The organism is Thermosynechococcus sp. QKsg1, from assembly GCF_031586415.1.
Taxonomy (GTDB): Bacteria; Cyanobacteriota; Cyanobacteriia; order Thermosynechococcales; family Thermosynechococcaceae; genus Thermosynechococcus.
Genome location: NZ_CP134200.1, coordinates 39,953 through 55,823, shown reverse-complemented (window position 1 = coordinate 55,823; position 15,871 = coordinate 39,953). Strand labels below are relative to the sequence as shown.

General features: G+C 53.5%; 14 protein-coding genes and 1 pseudogene. 7 read left to right on the top strand and 8 right to left on the bottom strand.

Translation table 11 applies throughout. The features are described 5' to 3' along the window. Positions 1-9: 9 nt before the first annotated feature. Positions 10-1,041: a 3-deoxy-7-phosphoheptulonate synthase gene (gene aroF, locus RHP47_RS00270; RefSeq protein ID WP_286649754.1), complete on the bottom strand. Its 1,032-nt coding sequence runs from the start codon at positions 1,039-1,041 to the stop codon at positions 10-12. Between the two features lie 69 nt (positions 1,042-1,110). On the opposite strand from aroF, the gene RHP47_RS00265 reads away from it, so the two are divergent. After that, positions 1,111-1,977 (top strand): peptidoglycan recognition family protein, encoded by an 867-nt coding sequence (locus tag RHP47_RS00265; RefSeq protein ID WP_310840743.1) that lies wholly within the window; start codon positions 1,111-1,113, stop codon positions 1,975-1,977. Here RHP47_RS00265 and RHP47_RS00260 read toward each other — a convergent pair. Beyond that, positions 1,974-2,846 (bottom strand): SDR family oxidoreductase, encoded by an 873-nt coding sequence (locus tag RHP47_RS00260; protein WP_286626084.1) that lies wholly within the window; start codon positions 2,844-2,846, stop codon positions 1,974-1,976. The two genes, RHP47_RS00265 and RHP47_RS00260, sit on opposite strands and share 4 nt — an antisense overlap. Before the next feature lie 138 nt (positions 2,847-2,984). On the opposite strand from RHP47_RS00260, the gene RHP47_RS00255 reads away from it, so the two are divergent. Beyond that, the gene (locus tag RHP47_RS00255; protein ID WP_399381641.1) at positions 2,985-4,307 is read left to right on the top strand and encodes a TldD/PmbA family protein; all 1,323 of its coding nucleotides are present in this window, start codon (positions 2,985-2,987) and stop codon (positions 4,305-4,307) included. A 1-nt stretch (position 4,308) separates the two neighbouring features. On the opposite strand, the gene RHP47_RS00250 is transcribed toward RHP47_RS00255, so the two are convergent. The 5 genes from RHP47_RS00250 to RHP47_RS00230 all read right to left on the bottom strand — a co-directional run bounded on the left by RHP47_RS00250 (position 4,309) and on the right by RHP47_RS00230 (position 8,164). Next, positions 4,309-5,025, bottom strand: coding sequence for a heme oxygenase (biliverdin-producing) (locus RHP47_RS00250; RefSeq protein ID WP_310840739.1), 717 nt, complete (start codon positions 5,023-5,025; stop codon positions 4,309-4,311). A gap of 98 nt (positions 5,026-5,123) precedes the next feature. Then, positions 5,124-6,515 (bottom strand): argininosuccinate lyase, encoded by a 1,392-nt coding sequence (argH, locus tag RHP47_RS00245; RefSeq protein WP_310840737.1) that lies wholly within the window; start codon positions 6,513-6,515, stop codon positions 5,124-5,126. A 15-nt stretch (positions 6,516-6,530) separates the two neighbouring features. Next, positions 6,531-6,728 carry a hypothetical protein gene (locus tag RHP47_RS00240; protein WP_225901602.1) on the bottom strand — a complete coding sequence of 66 codons (198 nt, stop codon included), beginning with the start codon at positions 6,726-6,728 and terminating at the stop codon, positions 6,531-6,533. Between the two features lie 91 nt (positions 6,729-6,819). Then, on the bottom strand, positions 6,820-7,806 hold the full coding sequence (locus RHP47_RS00235) for a GGDEF domain-containing protein (protein ID WP_310840735.1): 987 nt from the start codon (positions 7,804-7,806) through the stop codon (positions 6,820-6,822). 142 nt (positions 7,807-7,948) lie between these two features. Next, the gene (locus RHP47_RS00230; RefSeq protein ID WP_286626078.1) at positions 7,949-8,164 is read right to left on the bottom strand and encodes a helix-turn-helix domain-containing protein; all 216 of its coding nucleotides are present in this window, start codon (positions 8,162-8,164) and stop codon (positions 7,949-7,951) included. A 164-nt stretch (positions 8,165-8,328) separates the two neighbouring features. On the opposite strand from RHP47_RS00230, the gene RHP47_RS00225 reads away from it, so the two are divergent. From RHP47_RS00225 to RHP47_RS00210, 4 genes and pseudogenes are all read left to right on the top strand, one after another. Next, positions 8,329-8,694 carry a helix-turn-helix domain-containing protein gene (locus tag RHP47_RS00225; protein WP_190278126.1) on the top strand — a complete coding sequence of 122 codons (366 nt, stop codon included), beginning with the start codon at positions 8,329-8,331 and terminating at the stop codon, positions 8,692-8,694. A gap of 121 nt (positions 8,695-8,815) precedes the next feature. Further along, positions 8,816-10,024 carry a (E)-4-hydroxy-3-methylbut-2-enyl-diphosphate synthase gene (gene ispG, locus RHP47_RS00220; RefSeq protein WP_149817066.1) on the top strand — a complete coding sequence of 403 codons (1,209 nt, stop codon included), beginning with the start codon at positions 8,816-8,818 and terminating at the stop codon, positions 10,022-10,024. Between the two features lie 29 nt (positions 10,025-10,053). Beyond that, a complete protein-coding gene (locus RHP47_RS00215; protein WP_149817064.1) occupies positions 10,054-10,398 on the top strand; it encodes a histidine triad nucleotide-binding protein in 345 nt (114 codons plus the stop codon). Positions 10,399-10,610: 212 nt separating this feature from the next. Then, positions 10,611-10,918, top strand: a pseudogene (locus RHP47_RS00210) (ATP-binding cassette domain-containing protein); the annotation flags it as partial. A 3-nt stretch (positions 10,919-10,921) separates the two neighbouring features. Here RHP47_RS00210 and RHP47_RS00205 read toward each other — a convergent pair. After that, positions 10,922-12,259, bottom strand: coding sequence for a MotA/TolQ/ExbB proton channel family protein (locus RHP47_RS00205; RefSeq protein WP_286649748.1), 1,338 nt, complete (start codon positions 12,257-12,259; stop codon positions 10,922-10,924). Positions 12,260-12,533: 274 nt separating this feature from the next. Here RHP47_RS00205 and RHP47_RS00200 point away from each other — a divergent pair, with 274 nt between their 5' ends. Further along, complete coding sequence (locus RHP47_RS00200; RefSeq protein WP_310840732.1) at positions 12,534-15,863, top strand: tubulin-like doman-containing protein; 3,330 nt, start codon at positions 12,534-12,536, stop codon at positions 15,861-15,863. Positions 15,864-15,871: the final 8 nt, after the last annotated feature.

Sequence of the window (15,871 nt, the reverse complement as noted above, 5' to 3'; positions counted from 1 at the left end):
CTCGGCAGCCTATCGACTGAGACTCACAAGGGGACGTTGCAAGGCCTGCATCAACTCATCAAACTGATCCGGCGTGAGGGATTGGGCACCATCGGAGAGGGCTTTTGCTGGGTTGGGGTGTACCTCAATCATCAGCGCATCGGCGCCTGCGGCCACGGCGGCTTTGGCCATCGGCGGAACAAATTCTGCCCAGCCGGTGCCATGACTGGGGTCAATCATAATCGGCAGATGGGTGAGCTTGCGCAGCACCGGAATCGCTGCTAAATCCAAGGTATTGCGGGTATATTCACGGTCAAAGGTGCGAATGCCCCGTTCACAGAGAATCACATTGGGGTTCCCTGCCGCCAAAATGTACTCCGCCGCCATCAGCCATTCCTCGATGGTGGCAGACATCCCCCGTTTCAGGAGCACAGGTTTGGGCTGGGCACCCACCCGCTTGAGAAGCGAAAAGTTTTGCATATTACGGGCACCAATTTGCAGCACATCGGCTACTTCGGCAATTTTGTCTAGATCCGCTGCGTCCATGACTTCGGTAATGATGCCCAAGCCCGTTTTTTCTTTTGCTGCTGCCAACAGATCAAGGGCACTTTCACCATGGCCTTGGAAGGCATAGGGGGAGGTACGGGGTTTATAGGCGCCACCGCGGAGAAACTTGGCACCCGCCGCTTTCACCCGCTGCGCTGTTTCAAGGATCATCGCTTCATTTTCAACGGAGCAAGGCCCTGCCACCACCACCACATCATGACCTTCGCCGAAAATAACTTCGCCGTTGGGCGTTGGCACCACCACTTCACTGGGTTCACCGTGGCGATACTCGCGACTGGCTCGCTTGAAGGGCTGCTCAACTCGCAGAACGTGTTCAATCCAAGGGCTAATTTCTTGAATTCGCAGGGGATCGAGTTCCGCAGTTTCGCCGACAAGACCAATAACGACTTTGTGCTTGCCCACAATTTTTTCGGGGGTGAGTCCCCAAGTGCGCATCTCAGCGCTGACCCGCTCAATCTCTTCACCGGGGGTGCCACTTTTTAGAACGATAATCATCCGCTTGCTGATCCCAAATTTTCGGCTTAGGGTTTGATTGTATTGTGCCAAATTGGTTCCGTTCTGCCTATGCTGCATCGTTTCCGAGGCCTGCGGTGGATGATTTCGCTGGCGATCGCTACTGTGGTTGTGCTGTCCCTGTGGAGTGTGATGATTGGCTCTATCCCCAGTGGCGATCGCCCCCTTGATTTGAGTCAAGCGGTCTCCATTGATGATCCCCAATTTGATCCGCCAACGGACTCATCGCCCTCACCCCCGCTGCCAGAGAATACCCTGCTGCCTCTACAACGCAGTGATGGCGCCGCCTATGAACGCCTTTTTGCTCAAGTCCGCCAAGTTCATAAACAGTGTTTATTTACGCCCCCTTGGTACAGTGTCCCCATCGACCGCACCAATTTTGGCGATCGCTACCGTACCGATATGCGGGGTCAAGTGGTGACATACCCGCCCCTGATTGTTCTCCATGAAACCGTGGCCTCTGCCCAAGCCACCCTCAACTTTTTCCAAACCCCCCATCCCCGCGATGAAGATCAAGCCAGCTACCATGAATTGATCACCCTGCAGGGGTGGCTGCTGCACTTAGTGCCTTGGTCAAAGCGTGCTTATGGTGCGGGCAACTCTGTCTTTGGCAGGGAAACGGTGCAGACCAATCCTCGCCTTGCCCCTTCGGTGAACAATTTTGCCCTCCACTTTTCCTTGGAAACACCGCCCCAAGGTCGCCACGATCGTCCCCAGCACGCAGGCTATACCGATGCCCAATACCGCGCCTTGGCTTGGCTAGTGTCCCAAACCGGCATTGATCTCCAACGGGTAACCACCCATGCGGCGGTGGATCGCTCTGGGGAGCGCATGGATCCGCGTAGTTTTGACTGGGCAACGTTTAATCGCTATTGGCAGGCCTATCGCGATCGCCCCTGTGGGGATATCCCCAGCTAGAAGTAGCGATCCAAGAAGGTCTCTAGGGATTCAAAGGAAAGTTGGAAATAGGTTTGGGCACGGGCAATTTCACTGGCAGGACAGAGACTTTCATAGGCCAACAGCGTCCGCAGGGTTCCCAGACTGGCCTCAAGATCCCGATTCATCACTCCCAAAAACTGACGAGCGCCGTCAATCACGCCTAGGGGAACCGTCATGACAAAGGGGCGTTTATTGAAAAAGCGACCAAGGCGATCGGCAATCTCCTGGCGGGTTAAAACCTCTGGATGTGCCAAGCTAAAAATGGCCGGTTGGCTGGCTTGACTAGCCATGAGAATACAGCGGGCTAAATCCTCGGGACTGAGCAGTTGCAGGCGGTGCTGGGGATCTCCAAGGACAATGTAAACCCCCGTCTGCTGAAAGCGCTCCGCAAGGGGCAGCAAACTAGACATAAGGGTGGGACAGCGAAAAATGGTGTAGTTGAGGCCACTGCTGATGAGCACCTGCTCGACTTCGTACTTGGCCTTGAGAAAGGGGGACTGCTGGCGATCGCCCGTCACCGCCAAAGGAGAAATCAAGGTTACGTGGCGCACCCCCTGTTCCTGAGCCGCCTGAATCACATCCAACGTGGCACGGTAATCAATGGCCTGAATGGCACGGCTGAGTAACTGACTACCATGGCAGCAAATCACCGCCTCCACGCCCGCCATGGCAGCCTGAATATCGCGGGGCTGTTGCAGATCGCCAATGAAAATCTCGGCACCCCATTCCTTGAGGAGATCGTATTGGCTCGTTAGGCGCACAAAGGCTCGTACGGGTAGCCCCAACGTGATACAGCGGCGCACCACCCGCAAACCCAATTGTCCTGTGGCACCCGTGACCAGATACATGAAGCGGAACTATTAAGGGATTCTTGTCTCAGCGTGCCCTAGGCAGAGCCACAATGCAAGACTCTTGAAGGATATGCAGGGGGGAATGCGCTAACCTAAGGAATACCCTTGAGAATCTTCACAACAACTCTGCACCGCATGACCCTTGACTTTTCTGCTGCTCAGCACCTGAGCCATGAGCTGTTTGCTGCCCTGAAACCGACAGAGGCGCTTTTCGTTGAAATTGCCAGTGAATCTAGCCAGTTTATCCGCTTCAATCGGGCGCGGGTGCGGCAAATTGGCACCGTAGAAGATACGGTGGTGACCCTGCGGTTGCAATCGCAGCAACGGACGGCTAGCACCTCGTTTCCCTATACGGGAACGGCAGATCTAGCGGCTGCCCTAGATCACTTGGCGCAATTGCGTTCCGAAACCGTGCAACTTCCTCTGGATCCTTACCTTGTGCCACCAACGGATACCGGTTCCATTCAGGATACCTACCTTGGTCGCTTACCTGATCCTGAGGCCGTCGTAGAAACGATTCTGACACCTGTCCAGGGCCTTGATTTTGTCGGCATTTACAGTGGCGGCACGATCGCGCGTGGCAGCTTTAACTCCGCTGGACAGGAACACTGGTTTGCCACAGAAACCTTTTGCTTGGACTACTCCCTCTTTACGGCGGCGGGTAAGGCGGTGAAAAATAGCTACGCCAGTACCCATTGGGACACTGCCACTTATCAAGCCCAAATTGAGGGCGATCGCCAGCAACTAGCACGATTAGAACAGCCTCCCCGTCAGTTAGCAGCGGGACGCTATCGCACCTACTTTGCCCCAGCAGCGGTGGCTGAACTGGTGGGCATGCTCTCTTGGGGAGCAGTCAGTGAGGCGGCCTATCGTCAAGGCGGCAGTGCCCTCGCCAAATTACGGGAAGGGGCAACCCTCTCTCCCCTCTTTAGTTTGCAGGAGGACTTTACCACAGGAACGGTGCCCCGCTTTAATGCCGATGGCGATATTGCGCCCCCTTGCTTGTCTTTGATTGATCGCGGGAAATTGCAAACGTTACTCATTAGTCGGCGCACCGCTCAAGAATACAACCTCGTGGCCAATGGTGCCAACCGCCAAGAAACCCTGCGATCGCCCCTCCTCTTGCCGGGCACTCTACCAGAGCAGGAGGTGCTGGCTGCCCTCGATACGGGTCTCTATGTGGGCAATTTACACTACCTCAACTGGAGCGATCGCCCCAATGGCCGCATGACCGGCATGACCCGCTATGCCTGCTTTTGGGTAGAGCAGGGCAAAATTGTTGCACCCATTACAGACCTGCGCTTTGATGACAGTCTCTATGAGTTTTGGGGAGACAACCTCGAAGCCCTGACGGACACCCCCGTTTGGGTTGCCCACACCGACACCTATGAACGTCGTTCCCTTGGGGGTATGACTGTGCCGGGGATGCTGGTCAAGGCCTTTAACTTTACGCTCTAGGCTACTCGGCAGTGGCCAACTCGGTGCTGCCGCGCTGTTTGCGGCGGGTGAGGGTATTAAAGAGCAACTGGCCAATGGCTCTGATGAGGTTGCCCTCCAGTTCTTGGAAGATCTTCATATTCATACCAAAGGCGGCATTGGCCTCATCCACAATCTGCTGCGCCGTTGCTTCATCTACGGCCAGCTCATCCAAGCGTTGGCGATAGAGTTGCTTAAAGGCCTTTTCGTCACTAATGGATTCAAAGCGATAAAAAGCAGTACCCTCGCCATCTTGGAGATTCATGGCACGCTCAGCAATCCCCTTGAGAATTTGGCCGCCGGAAAGATCGCCAAGGTAACGGGTGTAGGAGTGCGCCACCAACAGTTCGGGGGCAGTATTGGCCACTTCGTGGATGCGGGCAACATAGGCTTGGGTCGCGGGCGAGGGGGTAATTTCTTCCCGCCAATTGGAACCAAAGTAGTAGGTGAGATCTCGCTCAAGGTTGTTTTTGCGGTTCAGCTCCGGAAAGTAAATCTTGCCCACAATGGGATGGTCCTTGAGCCGTTCCATCTCCTGTTCCATAGCACTGTAAACGTGATAGAGGCTGGCAACGAGTTTGCGGTAGGAGCTTTTTTCCACGGTGCCTTTGAGGAAGCAACGCACAAAGCCAACGTTCTCGGCCATGGTGTGAGCTTTTTTGGTGCCTTCGCGCAATTTCGTCGCTAGAGACGTCGTCATCACGAGATCCTTCTTAAAAATTTGCAACGTTTTGTTTCTAAAAGCGACCGTAAGTACAGTCTATTTCTCAGGCTAAGGGCAAATGACACCATTTTTCATTAAAAATCATTAAGGCGATCGCGGGCAGCAGCAAGGGCTTGGCGCACCTGATCAAACCCTGTGCCCCCATAGCTATTGCGGGCAGCCACCACCTGTCGCGGTGCAATGCGTTCATAAATATCCGCTGCAAAGGCGGGGTGTAGGGCTTGCCATTCTTCAAGGCTGAGGTCTTTGAGGAATTTCCCTTGAGCAAGACAGGTTTTCACCACCTGCCCCACCAAGTTATAGGCCTCACGGAAGGGCACCCCCTTACTGGCCAAGTAATCGGCGACATCCGTGGCATTGGCAAAATCACTCTCCACCGCCGCCGCCAAGCGTTGCGGTTGAAACACCACCCCCTCCGCCATCAGGATCGTCATTGCCTCTAGGCAGGCACGGACGGTATCCACAGCATCAAAAAGCGCCTCTTTATCCTCTTGCAAGTCTTTGTTGTAGGCCAAGGGCAGCCCCTTCATAATCACCAAGAGGGCTTGCAAATGGCCAAACACCCGTCCTGTTTTGCCCCGCACCAGCTCCGGCACATCGGGATTTTTCTTTTGGGGCATGATGCTAGAACCCGTGGCACAGGTGTCGGTGAGCTTGACAAAGGCAAATTCCTCAGAGGCCCACAGAATAATCTCCTCCGAGAGCCGCGATAGATGCACCATGATCAAGCTAGCGGCACAGAGAAATTCAATGGCAAAATCGCGATCGCTGACGGCATCGAGGCTATTGCGATAGGGTTCGCGAAAACCCAACAATGCTGCTGTGTAGTGGCGATCGATGGGAAACGTTGTGCCCGCCAGCGCCCCAGCTCCCAAGGGAGAGACATTCACCCGCTCACGAATTTGCCGCAGTCGCTCGCTGTCGCGCTCGGCCATTTCCACATAGGCCAGCAGATGGTGAGCCAAGCTCAGGGGTTGTGCCCGTTGCAGGTGAGTGTAGCCGGGAATCAAGGTTTCAATGTGGGACTCTGCAAGATCCAGAAGCGTGCGCTGCCACTGTCGCAGTTGTTGAAGAATACGGTCAATTTCTGAGCGCAAATAGAGGCGAATATCGGTGCCCACCTGATCGTTGCGCGATCGCGCCGTATGCAGTTTCTTACCCACCTCCCCCACCAGTTCTGTGAGGCGGCGTTCAACGGCAAAGTGCACATCCTCCGCTTCAATACCGGGGGTAAACTGGCCATCTCGATATTCTTGGCGAATTTGCTCTAGGCCTTGAATCAGTGTTTCTGCTTCCTCAGGGGAAATAATCCCCGTTTTTGCCAGCATGCGGGCATGGGCCTGGGAGCCGGTGAGGTCGTATTCAATGAGGCGAATGTCAAAACCAATACTGGCATTAAAGCGGGCGATCGCCGGATGGAGGGCTTGTTCAAAGCGCTGGCTCCAAGGCTGGGGTTGGGCGGTCACAGGCAGTTCTCAGGGCTAAAAATTCAGGAGCTTGCCAAAGATCCAGCCAATGGCCAGACCAATGATCAGTGCCCACAGTTGACCCGAATCGACAAAGTTTGCCCACGCCTTAGAAACGTCTTCCCCCAACGTGTCTTTGAATTTTTGTGCCACGATAATTTGCGGCTCAATCGTCATTTGGCTGGCAATAAAGTAGTTCGGTGCAGTATTCATAGCCATTGGCGGAAACGCAACTCAAGTTTATCCTAGCGGAGGCGGGGGCGATCGCCAACCAGTATCGCAGCACTGAGGATTAGAAGACCCATTATTGTGACCACTCAAGCAGAATACAGCGATCGCGCCCCTGTTGCTTGGCCTGATAAAGGGCGGCATCAGCAATGGCAAAAATCTCCGTTAAGGTGCCCTCACTTGCCTTGGCAGGAACAAAGCATAACCCAGCACTGACGGTTATGTAGGGATGGTGCGCCCTCTCCCCTTGGGGGATTTTCATCTCTCGAACATGATGGAGTATTCGTTCAACAATGTGTAGAGCCGTATCAGCAGAAACATGGGAGAGCACAAGGGCAAACTCCTCACCGCCGTAGCGAGCAATGATATCATTGGAGCGCAGATGGGCTTTAAGGGTTTGAGCCACCTGTTGCAGCACGCGATCGCCCGCTAAGTGACCCCAACAATCGTTATAGGCCTTGAAATCATCAACATCAATTAACGCTAGTGTCAAGGCATGGCTTTGGACTTGTGCCTCCTGCCAAAGACGATTCAACGCTGCATCCAGAAAACGACGATTACCTAACCCCGTTAAGGGATCCCGTTCTGCAAGGATCTGTAAATGCTGTTTTTCTTGCTCTAGGGTTTGTTGGCGTTGTTGCAATTCCCTCACAAGGACGATTTGCTGAGCCAGTTCGGCCTGTAGTTGTTGCAACTGGGCAGCGAGTAACTGCTGATTGTGGCAAAAGCTAGGAACAATCCGCGTCAAAATCGCAGGTTCATCATCCAGATTGACGCCAATGCCTTCAATAACCCACTGATCCGTTTCAGGCTTGGGAATCGGAAAATGGGCAGCCAACATCTGGGCATTGCTTTGACAGAGCTTTAACCATGCCTCTACCTGCTCCGGCGATTGTTGCAGCAGCGCTGCGAGGGATTTACCAATTAAGGCTTCTGCATCCTGTTGCCAAAAGAGCGAGGCACCATCGTTGATTGCTAGAATTTCACCGCTACTATTCACGATCGCGATCGGCTCAGGAAAGAGGCGGATATATTCAACAAGTGTGCCCCTTATTTCTGACATCAAATTTCCTCAAAAGTGAAAGATAACGTTTACGCTACGAAGCAGTATTTCAGGAACACACTGGCTAGGTGAAGATTGATTGCCAAAATAAAATTTTTTTAATTATCAGACTATACTAAAGATAGTTGCTAAATAGAAAAAATTAATCAGGAGGCGATTGACAACTATAGTAATCAGGGAAAACAACGTAAAGAGGCTTTTCAAGAATCGTTGCTATTTCCTTCTCAATCATTGCCGAGCGGGAGCGGCCACGAATCACTGCCGATACACAGTGACGGGAAACCCCTAGCTTTTGGCCAATTTTGGCGCCATTCCAGCCCCGTTTTCGCAATTCTGCCTTAATGTCCTCAGGATGCATAGTGCTGTTATAAATCTGTGCCCAACAGTTCAATGCTAATTGCGGGCAATAAGGTTGTCAAGCGACAACTTTTGACAAGGTAGTGGGAGTATTCATTGGTGAGGTTGACATGTAAAGTTATTGAAAGACGCAGTGCCCTTTCCAAGGGTCTATTTAGGTTCCGCATGGTTAGTCCACTCTCTCGAAAACAACTCTCTAGGCTGCTACGCCAAAAACGGGGGATACGCAGTCAACGTGCCTTTGCCGCCGAGCTGGGAATCTCCTATACCTGCTTGCAAAAATGGGAAAATATGGCCTCATTTCCAAATACTGAAAATCTATTAAAGTTGTGTCGTGTTTTTGGCTTTGAGGATTTAGAAAGTTTTATCGCCTACCTCAACCAAACGGATGTCACCAACCGCGAAGAAGAACAACTGGTGACTGAGATTCTTGCCAAATTGCGTCACTTACCTCCGGCGACAGCAGTTCGGGTGCTAGAAACAGCGTTAGGGTTGTTAAAGGCTGCTGCTAACAATGAAGGGGACATTTGAGTATTTTTTAGGTTCCAAAAGAATTATAGCAAATCTCTTGGGGGGCGATCGCCTGCCGCAGCTTGCCGCTTCTATGGCATCCTGAAAGGGAGAAGTTGCGCAATTTGGCCACTTACATCCTATGCAAACGCTGCCGAGTCCTGTTCAAGCTACTCCGACAGAAACCGCCATTGTCCGTCGCAAAACCCGTCCTGTGCCCGTTGGCTCTGTCATCATTGGGGGCGGTCATCCTGTGGCGGTGCAATCGATGATCAATGAAGACACGCTAGATATTGAAGGCTCAGTAGCCGCCATTCGTCGTCTCCATGAAATTGGCTGTGAAATTGTGCGGGTGACAGTGCCTAGCCTTGCCCATGCTAAAGCCATGGAAGAGATTCGCGATCGCCTCTACAAAACCTACAAACCTGTGCCCTTGGTTGCCGATGTCCACCACAACGGCATGAAAATTGCCCTCGAAGTCGCCAAGTATGTGGACAATGTACGCATCAATCCGGGGCTATACGTCTTTGAGAAACCCAAGCCCGATCGCACTGAATACACCCAAGCCGAGTTTGAGGAAATTGGTGCCAAAATTCGCGAAACCCTTGAGCCACTGGTGATCTCGCTGCGGGATCAGGGCAAATCCATGCGCATTGGCGTCAATCACGGTTCTCTTGCTGAGCGGATGCTCTTTACGTATGGGGACACCCCAGAAGGCATGGTGGAATCGGCTCTAGAATTTATCCGCATCTGCGAGTCTTTGAATTTCTACAATCTTGAAATTTCCCTCAAGGCCTCACGGGTACCCGTGATGATTGCCGCCAACCGCCTTATGGTCAAGCGCATGGACGAACTGGGCATGGACTACCCCCTCCACTTGGGAGTCACTGAAGCCGGCGATGGCGAGTATGGCCGCATCAAATCCACTGCTGGCATTGCCACCCTCCTTGCCGAAGGTATTGGCGATACGATTCGTGTCTCCCTCACCGAAGCCCCCGAAAAAGAAATTCCTGTCTGCTACGGCATTTTACAAGCCTTGGGTCTGCGGCGAACCATGGTGGAGTATGTGGCCTGTCCCTCCTGTGGGCGCACGCTCTTTAACCTTGAGGAAGTGCTGCACAAAGTCCGCGAAGCCACCAAACACCTCACGGGTCTGAATATTGCTGTCATGGGCTGCATTGTCAATGGGCCAGGGGAAATGGCCGACGCCGACTATGGCTATGTGGGCAAACAACCTGGCTACATCTCGCTCTATCGCGGTCGTGAGGAAGTGAAAAAGGTGCCGGAATCTGAAGGGGTGGCTGCCCTTGTGGAATTAATCAAAGCCGATGGCCGCTGGGTGGATCCCTAAACCATTAGACATGTGTGAGGAGTGAAACCATGACCACGGAAACCATTTTTAGCCGCATCATTCGCCGCGAGATTCCAGCGGATATTGTTCACGAGGATGAGCTGTGTCTGGCCTTTCGTGACATCAACCCCCAAGCCCCCGTGCATATTCTGGTCATCCCCAAAAAGCCGATTCCCCAACTCAGCTTGGCAGAACCGGAAGATCACCGTGTGCTGGGGCACCTGCTGCTGACGGCGAAACGCATTGCTGAGGCAGAGGGTTTAACCAATGGCTATCGGATTGTCATTAACAATGGCCCCGATGGCGGTCAAACCGTCTATCATCTGCACCTGCACCTGTTGGGCGGGCGAGCCATGCAGTGGCCACCGGGTTGAAGTTGCGTAGCAGTCAATACACTTTTTTACAAAAGGTAATTAGCCGTGGGGAGCGATCGCTGAAACCTTGTAGCCTAGGATACAGTTTGCGCCAATAACGTCCTCTGAACCTATGGGGGATTATTGCTTATTACGAGACAGCAAGCCCCCACTGCTCAACAATTTGGACTCGGACGACCGAAATTTTTGGTGTATGGCTCAGGTTCCACCCCATGGGCGGAGATCTCAGCGGCGGGCAGCAGCAACAGTTGGCGATCGCCCGCGCCCTAATGGGCGAACCCAAGCTTCTCCTATTGGATGAACCCACCGAGGGAATTCAACCCTCGATTATCTTTGAGATTGAGGCGGCAGTTCGTCGCATTATTGCCGTCCGAGGCATTTCTGTCCTCCTAGTGGAGCAGCACCTCCACTTTGTCCGTGAGGCAGACTGGTACTATGCCATGCAAAAGGGGGCATTGTTGCCTCTGGCCCCACCCGTGATCTCAGTCAAGAGGTGATTCAGCGGTTCCTCGCGGTCTAACCTCTAAATCGGGCGATCGCCCCCATCCAAGGAACTCGGCTGCTCCACTAGCGTTACCCGTCGAGGTTGTGCCAGTTGCCGTAGCACCGGTTGCAGATTCCCCAGCGTGTGGTTGAGGCTATCGAGGAGCAGTTGCAGATTACCCGTATCGGCGAGGGCTTGCAGGGCTTGGTTGAGGGTTTCTAACAGTTGTAACCGCTGTTGCAGGGTGCGATCGCTCTCGGCCAAGAGTTGAGCAATGTACTGACTCTGTTGCCGCAGTTCTTGGGCAATGGCGGTCTGTTCCCGATTGACGTGCGCCAGTAGTTCCCCTTGGCTGTGCTGAATCTGGGTCACGAGGCGCTCAAACTGCTCAATGGACTGTTGCTGGCGCTCCTCCAGTGTGGCCACAAATTGCTGCCGATCCCTGACCACGGCACGGGCCAGTTGATTTAAGTTGTCCAAGAGTTGTTGCAGCCGTTCCTGCGTGGGCAGCTCCGTGCGAATTGTTTCCTGAATCACTTCTTGGAGAGTGTTGCGATCTACCCCTGCGGACGTATGCGTAACGGGGAGGCGAGGCAGCAGTTGATCGTTAATGTAGGTGTCAATTTGCAGCAGCAGCTTATTCTCCCAGCGTTCAACGATCACCATCGGAATCATCACCAGCACACTCAGCACTAAGGCCACGAGGGTCGTATCAAAGGCCACTGCTAGCCCCGTCGTTACACCGCCAATCCCCTCCTTGATTTGGTTCACGTCCTGAGCCGTCTCCAAAAAGCTGGAAAAGCCACTGACCGCTTGGCTAATCCCAACCACGGTGCCAATAAAGCCCAGCAGGGGAATCGCCCAGACGAGAACACGGGGAATCGTATAGGAGGCATCGGTGGCGGCTGCGGCACTGCCACTCTCTTCTGCGGCGGCTTCAACAGCAATCTCTCGCTGGCCACTGCTGAGAAACGCGCCTAAAACACGGGCACAGCGATTGGGCAGCAGCGTCCGCCGTTGGGCAAGGGTTTGCTGCAGTTGCAAAATATCCCGCATCGAGGTGAAGGGGTAGTTGGCGGGAATCCAGATTTGCCGCAGGCTGGGTGCTTGTTGAACGAGGGCGATCGCCTTCAAAATCGTAAACACCAAAACTGTCCACGCAAAAAAGACAGCCACGGGTTGCGTCCAGCCACGATTGAGGAGCAGTTGGCCAAGGTAGGTGCCCTGAAGGGGCAAAAAGAAAATGTAAAGGATCACCGTAGCAACGGCAGCGATCGCCAGCGCTAACCACAGCGGCACAGTGAGATCCCGGCGGGGTACCGCCACCGGTGTTAGGGAAGGGGCAGTTGTTGTCGAAACGGAAGAAGAAGCTGTCATGACAATACTCAGGGCGCAAACATTTTTCAATCTATCGTGAAGGCGCCTCAAATTTTGGCAACTGCTGCTGCTCCCTGCTGCCTATCGGGGAATGAACCAGCCCCGAAATCCACAGGGTACTGCCGTGAGAGGATTCGCACCAGTTCCCAGTCAATGAGTCTCCTACTACCACGGTCCTCTGCTCTCCTGAGGGATGGTATTCATGGACAGGCCACTCCAGACTTGGCGGACATCCTTGCTAGGATGGGGATGACTGGTCACGGAGACGGGAATCATGCCTGCACAGGTGGAGGAAAAGTCGATTGTTCCGACAGTAATTGTTGGCGTGGGAGGTACAGGCATTGAGGTGCTATCGCGGGTGCGGCGACTGGTGGAAGAAACCTACGGCAGCCTGAAGCAGTTTCCCGTGATTAGCTTCCTCGCCATTGACACCGATCGCGACTACAAAGTGAGTAACCCCCTCGCCGCTGGCTCTCCCCTCAAGGACAACGAAAAGCACTGGGCCAGTGTCAGTGGCAAAAACGTGCAGCAAATCATTCAAAACCTCGACAACTACCCGTGGATTGCCTCTTGGTTTCCCAAGGAACTGGAGCGCAACATTACCGCCCTAGAGGCTGGGGCAGGTCAAATCCGTGCCTGTGGTCGGTTTGCCTTCTTTTGCAACTACCATGCGATTCAACAAAAGTTCCAAGCGGCCAGCGATCGCGTTAAAGGCCACGAAAGTTATATGCAAAGCCGCTATGGCCTCAAGGTCAACAATAGTAGCCTCAATGTCTTTATTACAGGTTCCCTCTCTGGGGGCACGGGTAGCGGTATGCTCATTGACTTGGGCTATTGTGTGCGCCATTGGCTCAAGGGGCAGTCGAGTCCCCTCGTCACGGCAATTGTGCCCATGCCCAATGCCTTTGCAGCCATTAGTGTCGGCGATCGCGTGCTGGCCAATGGCTATGCCGCCCTCATGGAACTCAGTTACTTTGCCGACTACCGCACCGAGTACGTGGCGCAATTTAGTAGCAGCCTCAGCGACGAAGTGCGCTACAACTGTCCTCCCTTTGACTTTACCTACCTCGTGGGCACTAAAAATGGCGAGAATGAATTCAAGCTCGATGAGATCCGTGAGATGATTGCCCAAAATATCTTTTTGGATCTCACTTCTGACTTTGCGCCCCACAAACGCTCGATTCGCGACAACATTAAGGCGGCTTGGGCCTCTCAGGATGCCGGGGGGCGGGGCTATCCCAAGAGCTTTATGGCCTTTGGCCTCTCCAGTGTCGAAATTCCCATTGCCCAAATTCGCGCCTCCTTGACCTATCGCCTTTGCCAAGACTTTATTCACTGGTGGCTGAACGAATCGGTGCAATTGCCACCCCAGCTTTTAGAGGTGACCCAGAGTCTCCTGAAACCCATGAACTTGCTGGATGTGGATTTGGTACTGGCCTTAGCAGCAGCGGGCGATCGCCCCTACATGCAGGAAATTTCCCGCTGGGTGAATGATCTACGCAATCAAATTAGCCGTGAAAACCGCCTTGAATGTACCCAACAGGGGGTAGGGGGCATGATTGGTGCCGAAAGAGGCAAAATTTTGCAATTTGTGCCTTGGCTGAGTGAACAGGTGGACAATTACCGTGCTGCCCACTTGCGCGAACTTAGCCCCGATGAGCGTCTCCACGGTGACTTTTTGCAGCGCATGTACGACAACCGCAATCAAATTATCCAGCAGGCTCGCCAAAGTCTTGAGGAGGAGTTCTACCGCATTGTTGAAGATCGCAATCGCGGACCCAAGTTTGCCAATGCCTTTCTGCTGCAAATTCGCCAAATTTTTGTCAGTCAGAAGGAAAAATATGACCGCGAAATTCAGCAAACTTGGCAACCCAATATCACCAATCGTCAGCGGCAATACGAAAATGCCCTGCAGGATATCCAGCACTTTAGCACTCTCTTTGGCATCTCCAAGCAAGCGAAAATGGAGGAATTCTGCCAGCAGGCTCTAGAAGGCATTGAGGGCAGTTTCAATGCCATCATTCAAGCTAAAGCCCGCTTTCTGGCCAAGGAGGTGATGGACAAACTAGAGGAATGGCTGCAAGGGATGGAGGCACGTCTTGCCAAGCTCAACCAGCGGCTCCTCAATTTACGGGATAGTTTCAAGGCGATGGCCGATAGTCAAGCGGATAGTGCCGATGCCCTGCGAATCAATGGGGTGAAGCTTTACGATCGCCAAGAACTCAATGGCCTCTATCAAGACTTGGTGGAACGCTATGCGGGTGCCAATACCGGGGTGCAGTCCACATTTGCCATTGGTCTAAACCAACTCTGTACCACAACGGCAGCAACGGTGTTGCAGGAGGCGAGTCCCCTCTGGAAGGAAACCCGCGCCGCCAATGAGGTGATGCGTCTCTTGGATTTGGCACAACTAGCGGATGTCCAAGAAAGTGACCTGCGGGAGATTATCCAAGAAACCGTACGGCGCACCGTGCAAAATGCCCCAGAAGAGAGCCGCCTTGTGCGGGATCTCACCGCCTGCGATCGCCTGTTGCAGTTCTATCGCAATGATGAAGCGGAGATCCTCAATGCCCTGCGCATGGCTTACCAAAAATCAAAGCCACTGCTATTGCTCTCCCAAGCGGTCATGAGTGGTCGTGATGCTGGCTTTACTCCTTCAGTGAATACCAATATCGCCATTGTTGGCGGTGAAAATACGGCTGATTTGGCTGCCAAAAAACTGATTCCCCTGCTCAAGAACCTCGTCAAACCGAATGGCCAGAGCATTACCAGTGATGACATTAAGCCCTTGGGCGATCGCGAACGCCACCGCATTGTCTTTGTCCAAGAGATGGGGGGCTTTTCCCTACGCTGTATTGAGGGCATGCCCGAACTGCGCCAGTCCTACCAAGATTGGCGAGGCCAAATGATTACCGCCAAACGCGCCCGCCTGCGGGGCGAAAACCGCGATTTGCCCATCCCCGTACATCTGCAAAAGGATCCCCCCTTCTGGGATGTCTTTCCAGAAAACCCCCAAATTCTAAAACTGGTGGTGATTGCTCGCGCCCTTGATGTCCTCAAACAAGCAGAAAACCGCGCCACCCGCGAAGCCACCATCCGCTACACCCGCCATACCGCCGTTGGTCTTGAAGATGTGGACATTGCCGCCAACTGGGAGGAAGTGACCCAAGTCCTAGAGGTGTTGGCCTGCCGTCCCGACTTAGAGGAAATTCAGCGCCAAGTGACCGTCATTCTCAAAGCAGCCGAAACCCCAGCAGAAAAGCAAGCCCTCTATGAGCATCTACTGAACTACTTGAAGCGACGCGAGGAAGAACTCCACAAAGCTGGGGGACGCGACAGCCTTGAATATAAGCGAGAAGCCGCCATTCTCCAAGAGGTGATCCAAACCTATCAATTGGCTCAAGGCACACCAGCCCCTAGCCCCACACCAACGTCCCCTGCTCCTGAACCACCTCCATCGCAACCCGAACCAACACCTGAAACCAGTGCTTCGGCGAGTTCCTCTGGCTTAGAGCAACTGCAACAACTCATGGCCATGTATCAGCAGGGGCTACTCTCAGAAGCGGAGTTCCAAGCGGCCAAGAAAAAACTACTGGGGCTATAGAGGAGCTC

Coding starts and splice junctions, on each gene's coding strand:
- aroF (WP_286649754.1), bottom strand. CDS start 1,041: ATGATTATCGTTCTAAAAAGTGGCACCCCCGGTGAAGAGATTGAGCGG.
- RHP47_RS00265 (WP_310840743.1), top strand. CDS start 1,111: ATGCTGCATCGTTTCCGAGGCCTGCGGTGGATGATTTCGCTGGCGATC.
- RHP47_RS00260 (WP_286626084.1), bottom strand. CDS start 2,846: ATGTATCTGGTCACGGGTGCCACAGGACAATTGGGTTTGCGGGTGGTG.
- RHP47_RS00255 (WP_399381641.1), top strand. CDS start 2,985: ATGACCCTTGACTTTTCTGCTGCTCAGCACCTGAGCCATGAGCTGTTT.
- RHP47_RS00250 (WP_310840739.1), bottom strand. CDS start 5,025: ATGACGACGTCTCTAGCGACGAAATTGCGCGAAGGCACCAAAAAAGCT.
- RHP47_RS00240 (WP_225901602.1), bottom strand. CDS start 6,728: ATGAATACTGCACCGAACTACTTTATTGCCAGCCAAATGACGATTGAG.
- RHP47_RS00235 (WP_310840735.1), bottom strand. CDS start 7,806: ATGTCAGAAATAAGGGGCACACTTGTTGAATATATCCGCCTCTTTCCT.
- RHP47_RS00230 (WP_286626078.1), bottom strand. CDS start 8,164: ATGCATCCTGAGGACATTAAGGCAGAATTGCGAAAACGGGGCTGGAAT.
- RHP47_RS00225 (WP_190278126.1), top strand. CDS start 8,329: ATGGTTAGTCCACTCTCTCGAAAACAACTCTCTAGGCTGCTACGCCAA.
- ispG (WP_149817066.1), top strand. CDS start 8,816: ATGCAAACGCTGCCGAGTCCTGTTCAAGCTACTCCGACAGAAACCGCC.
- RHP47_RS00215 (WP_149817064.1), top strand. CDS start 10,054: ATGACCACGGAAACCATTTTTAGCCGCATCATTCGCCGCGAGATTCCA.
- RHP47_RS00205 (WP_286649748.1), bottom strand. CDS start 12,259: ATGACAGCTTCTTCTTCCGTTTCGACAACAACTGCCCCTTCCCTAACA.
- RHP47_RS00200 (WP_310840732.1), top strand. CDS start 12,534: ATGCCTGCACAGGTGGAGGAAAAGTCGATTGTTCCGACAGTAATTGTT.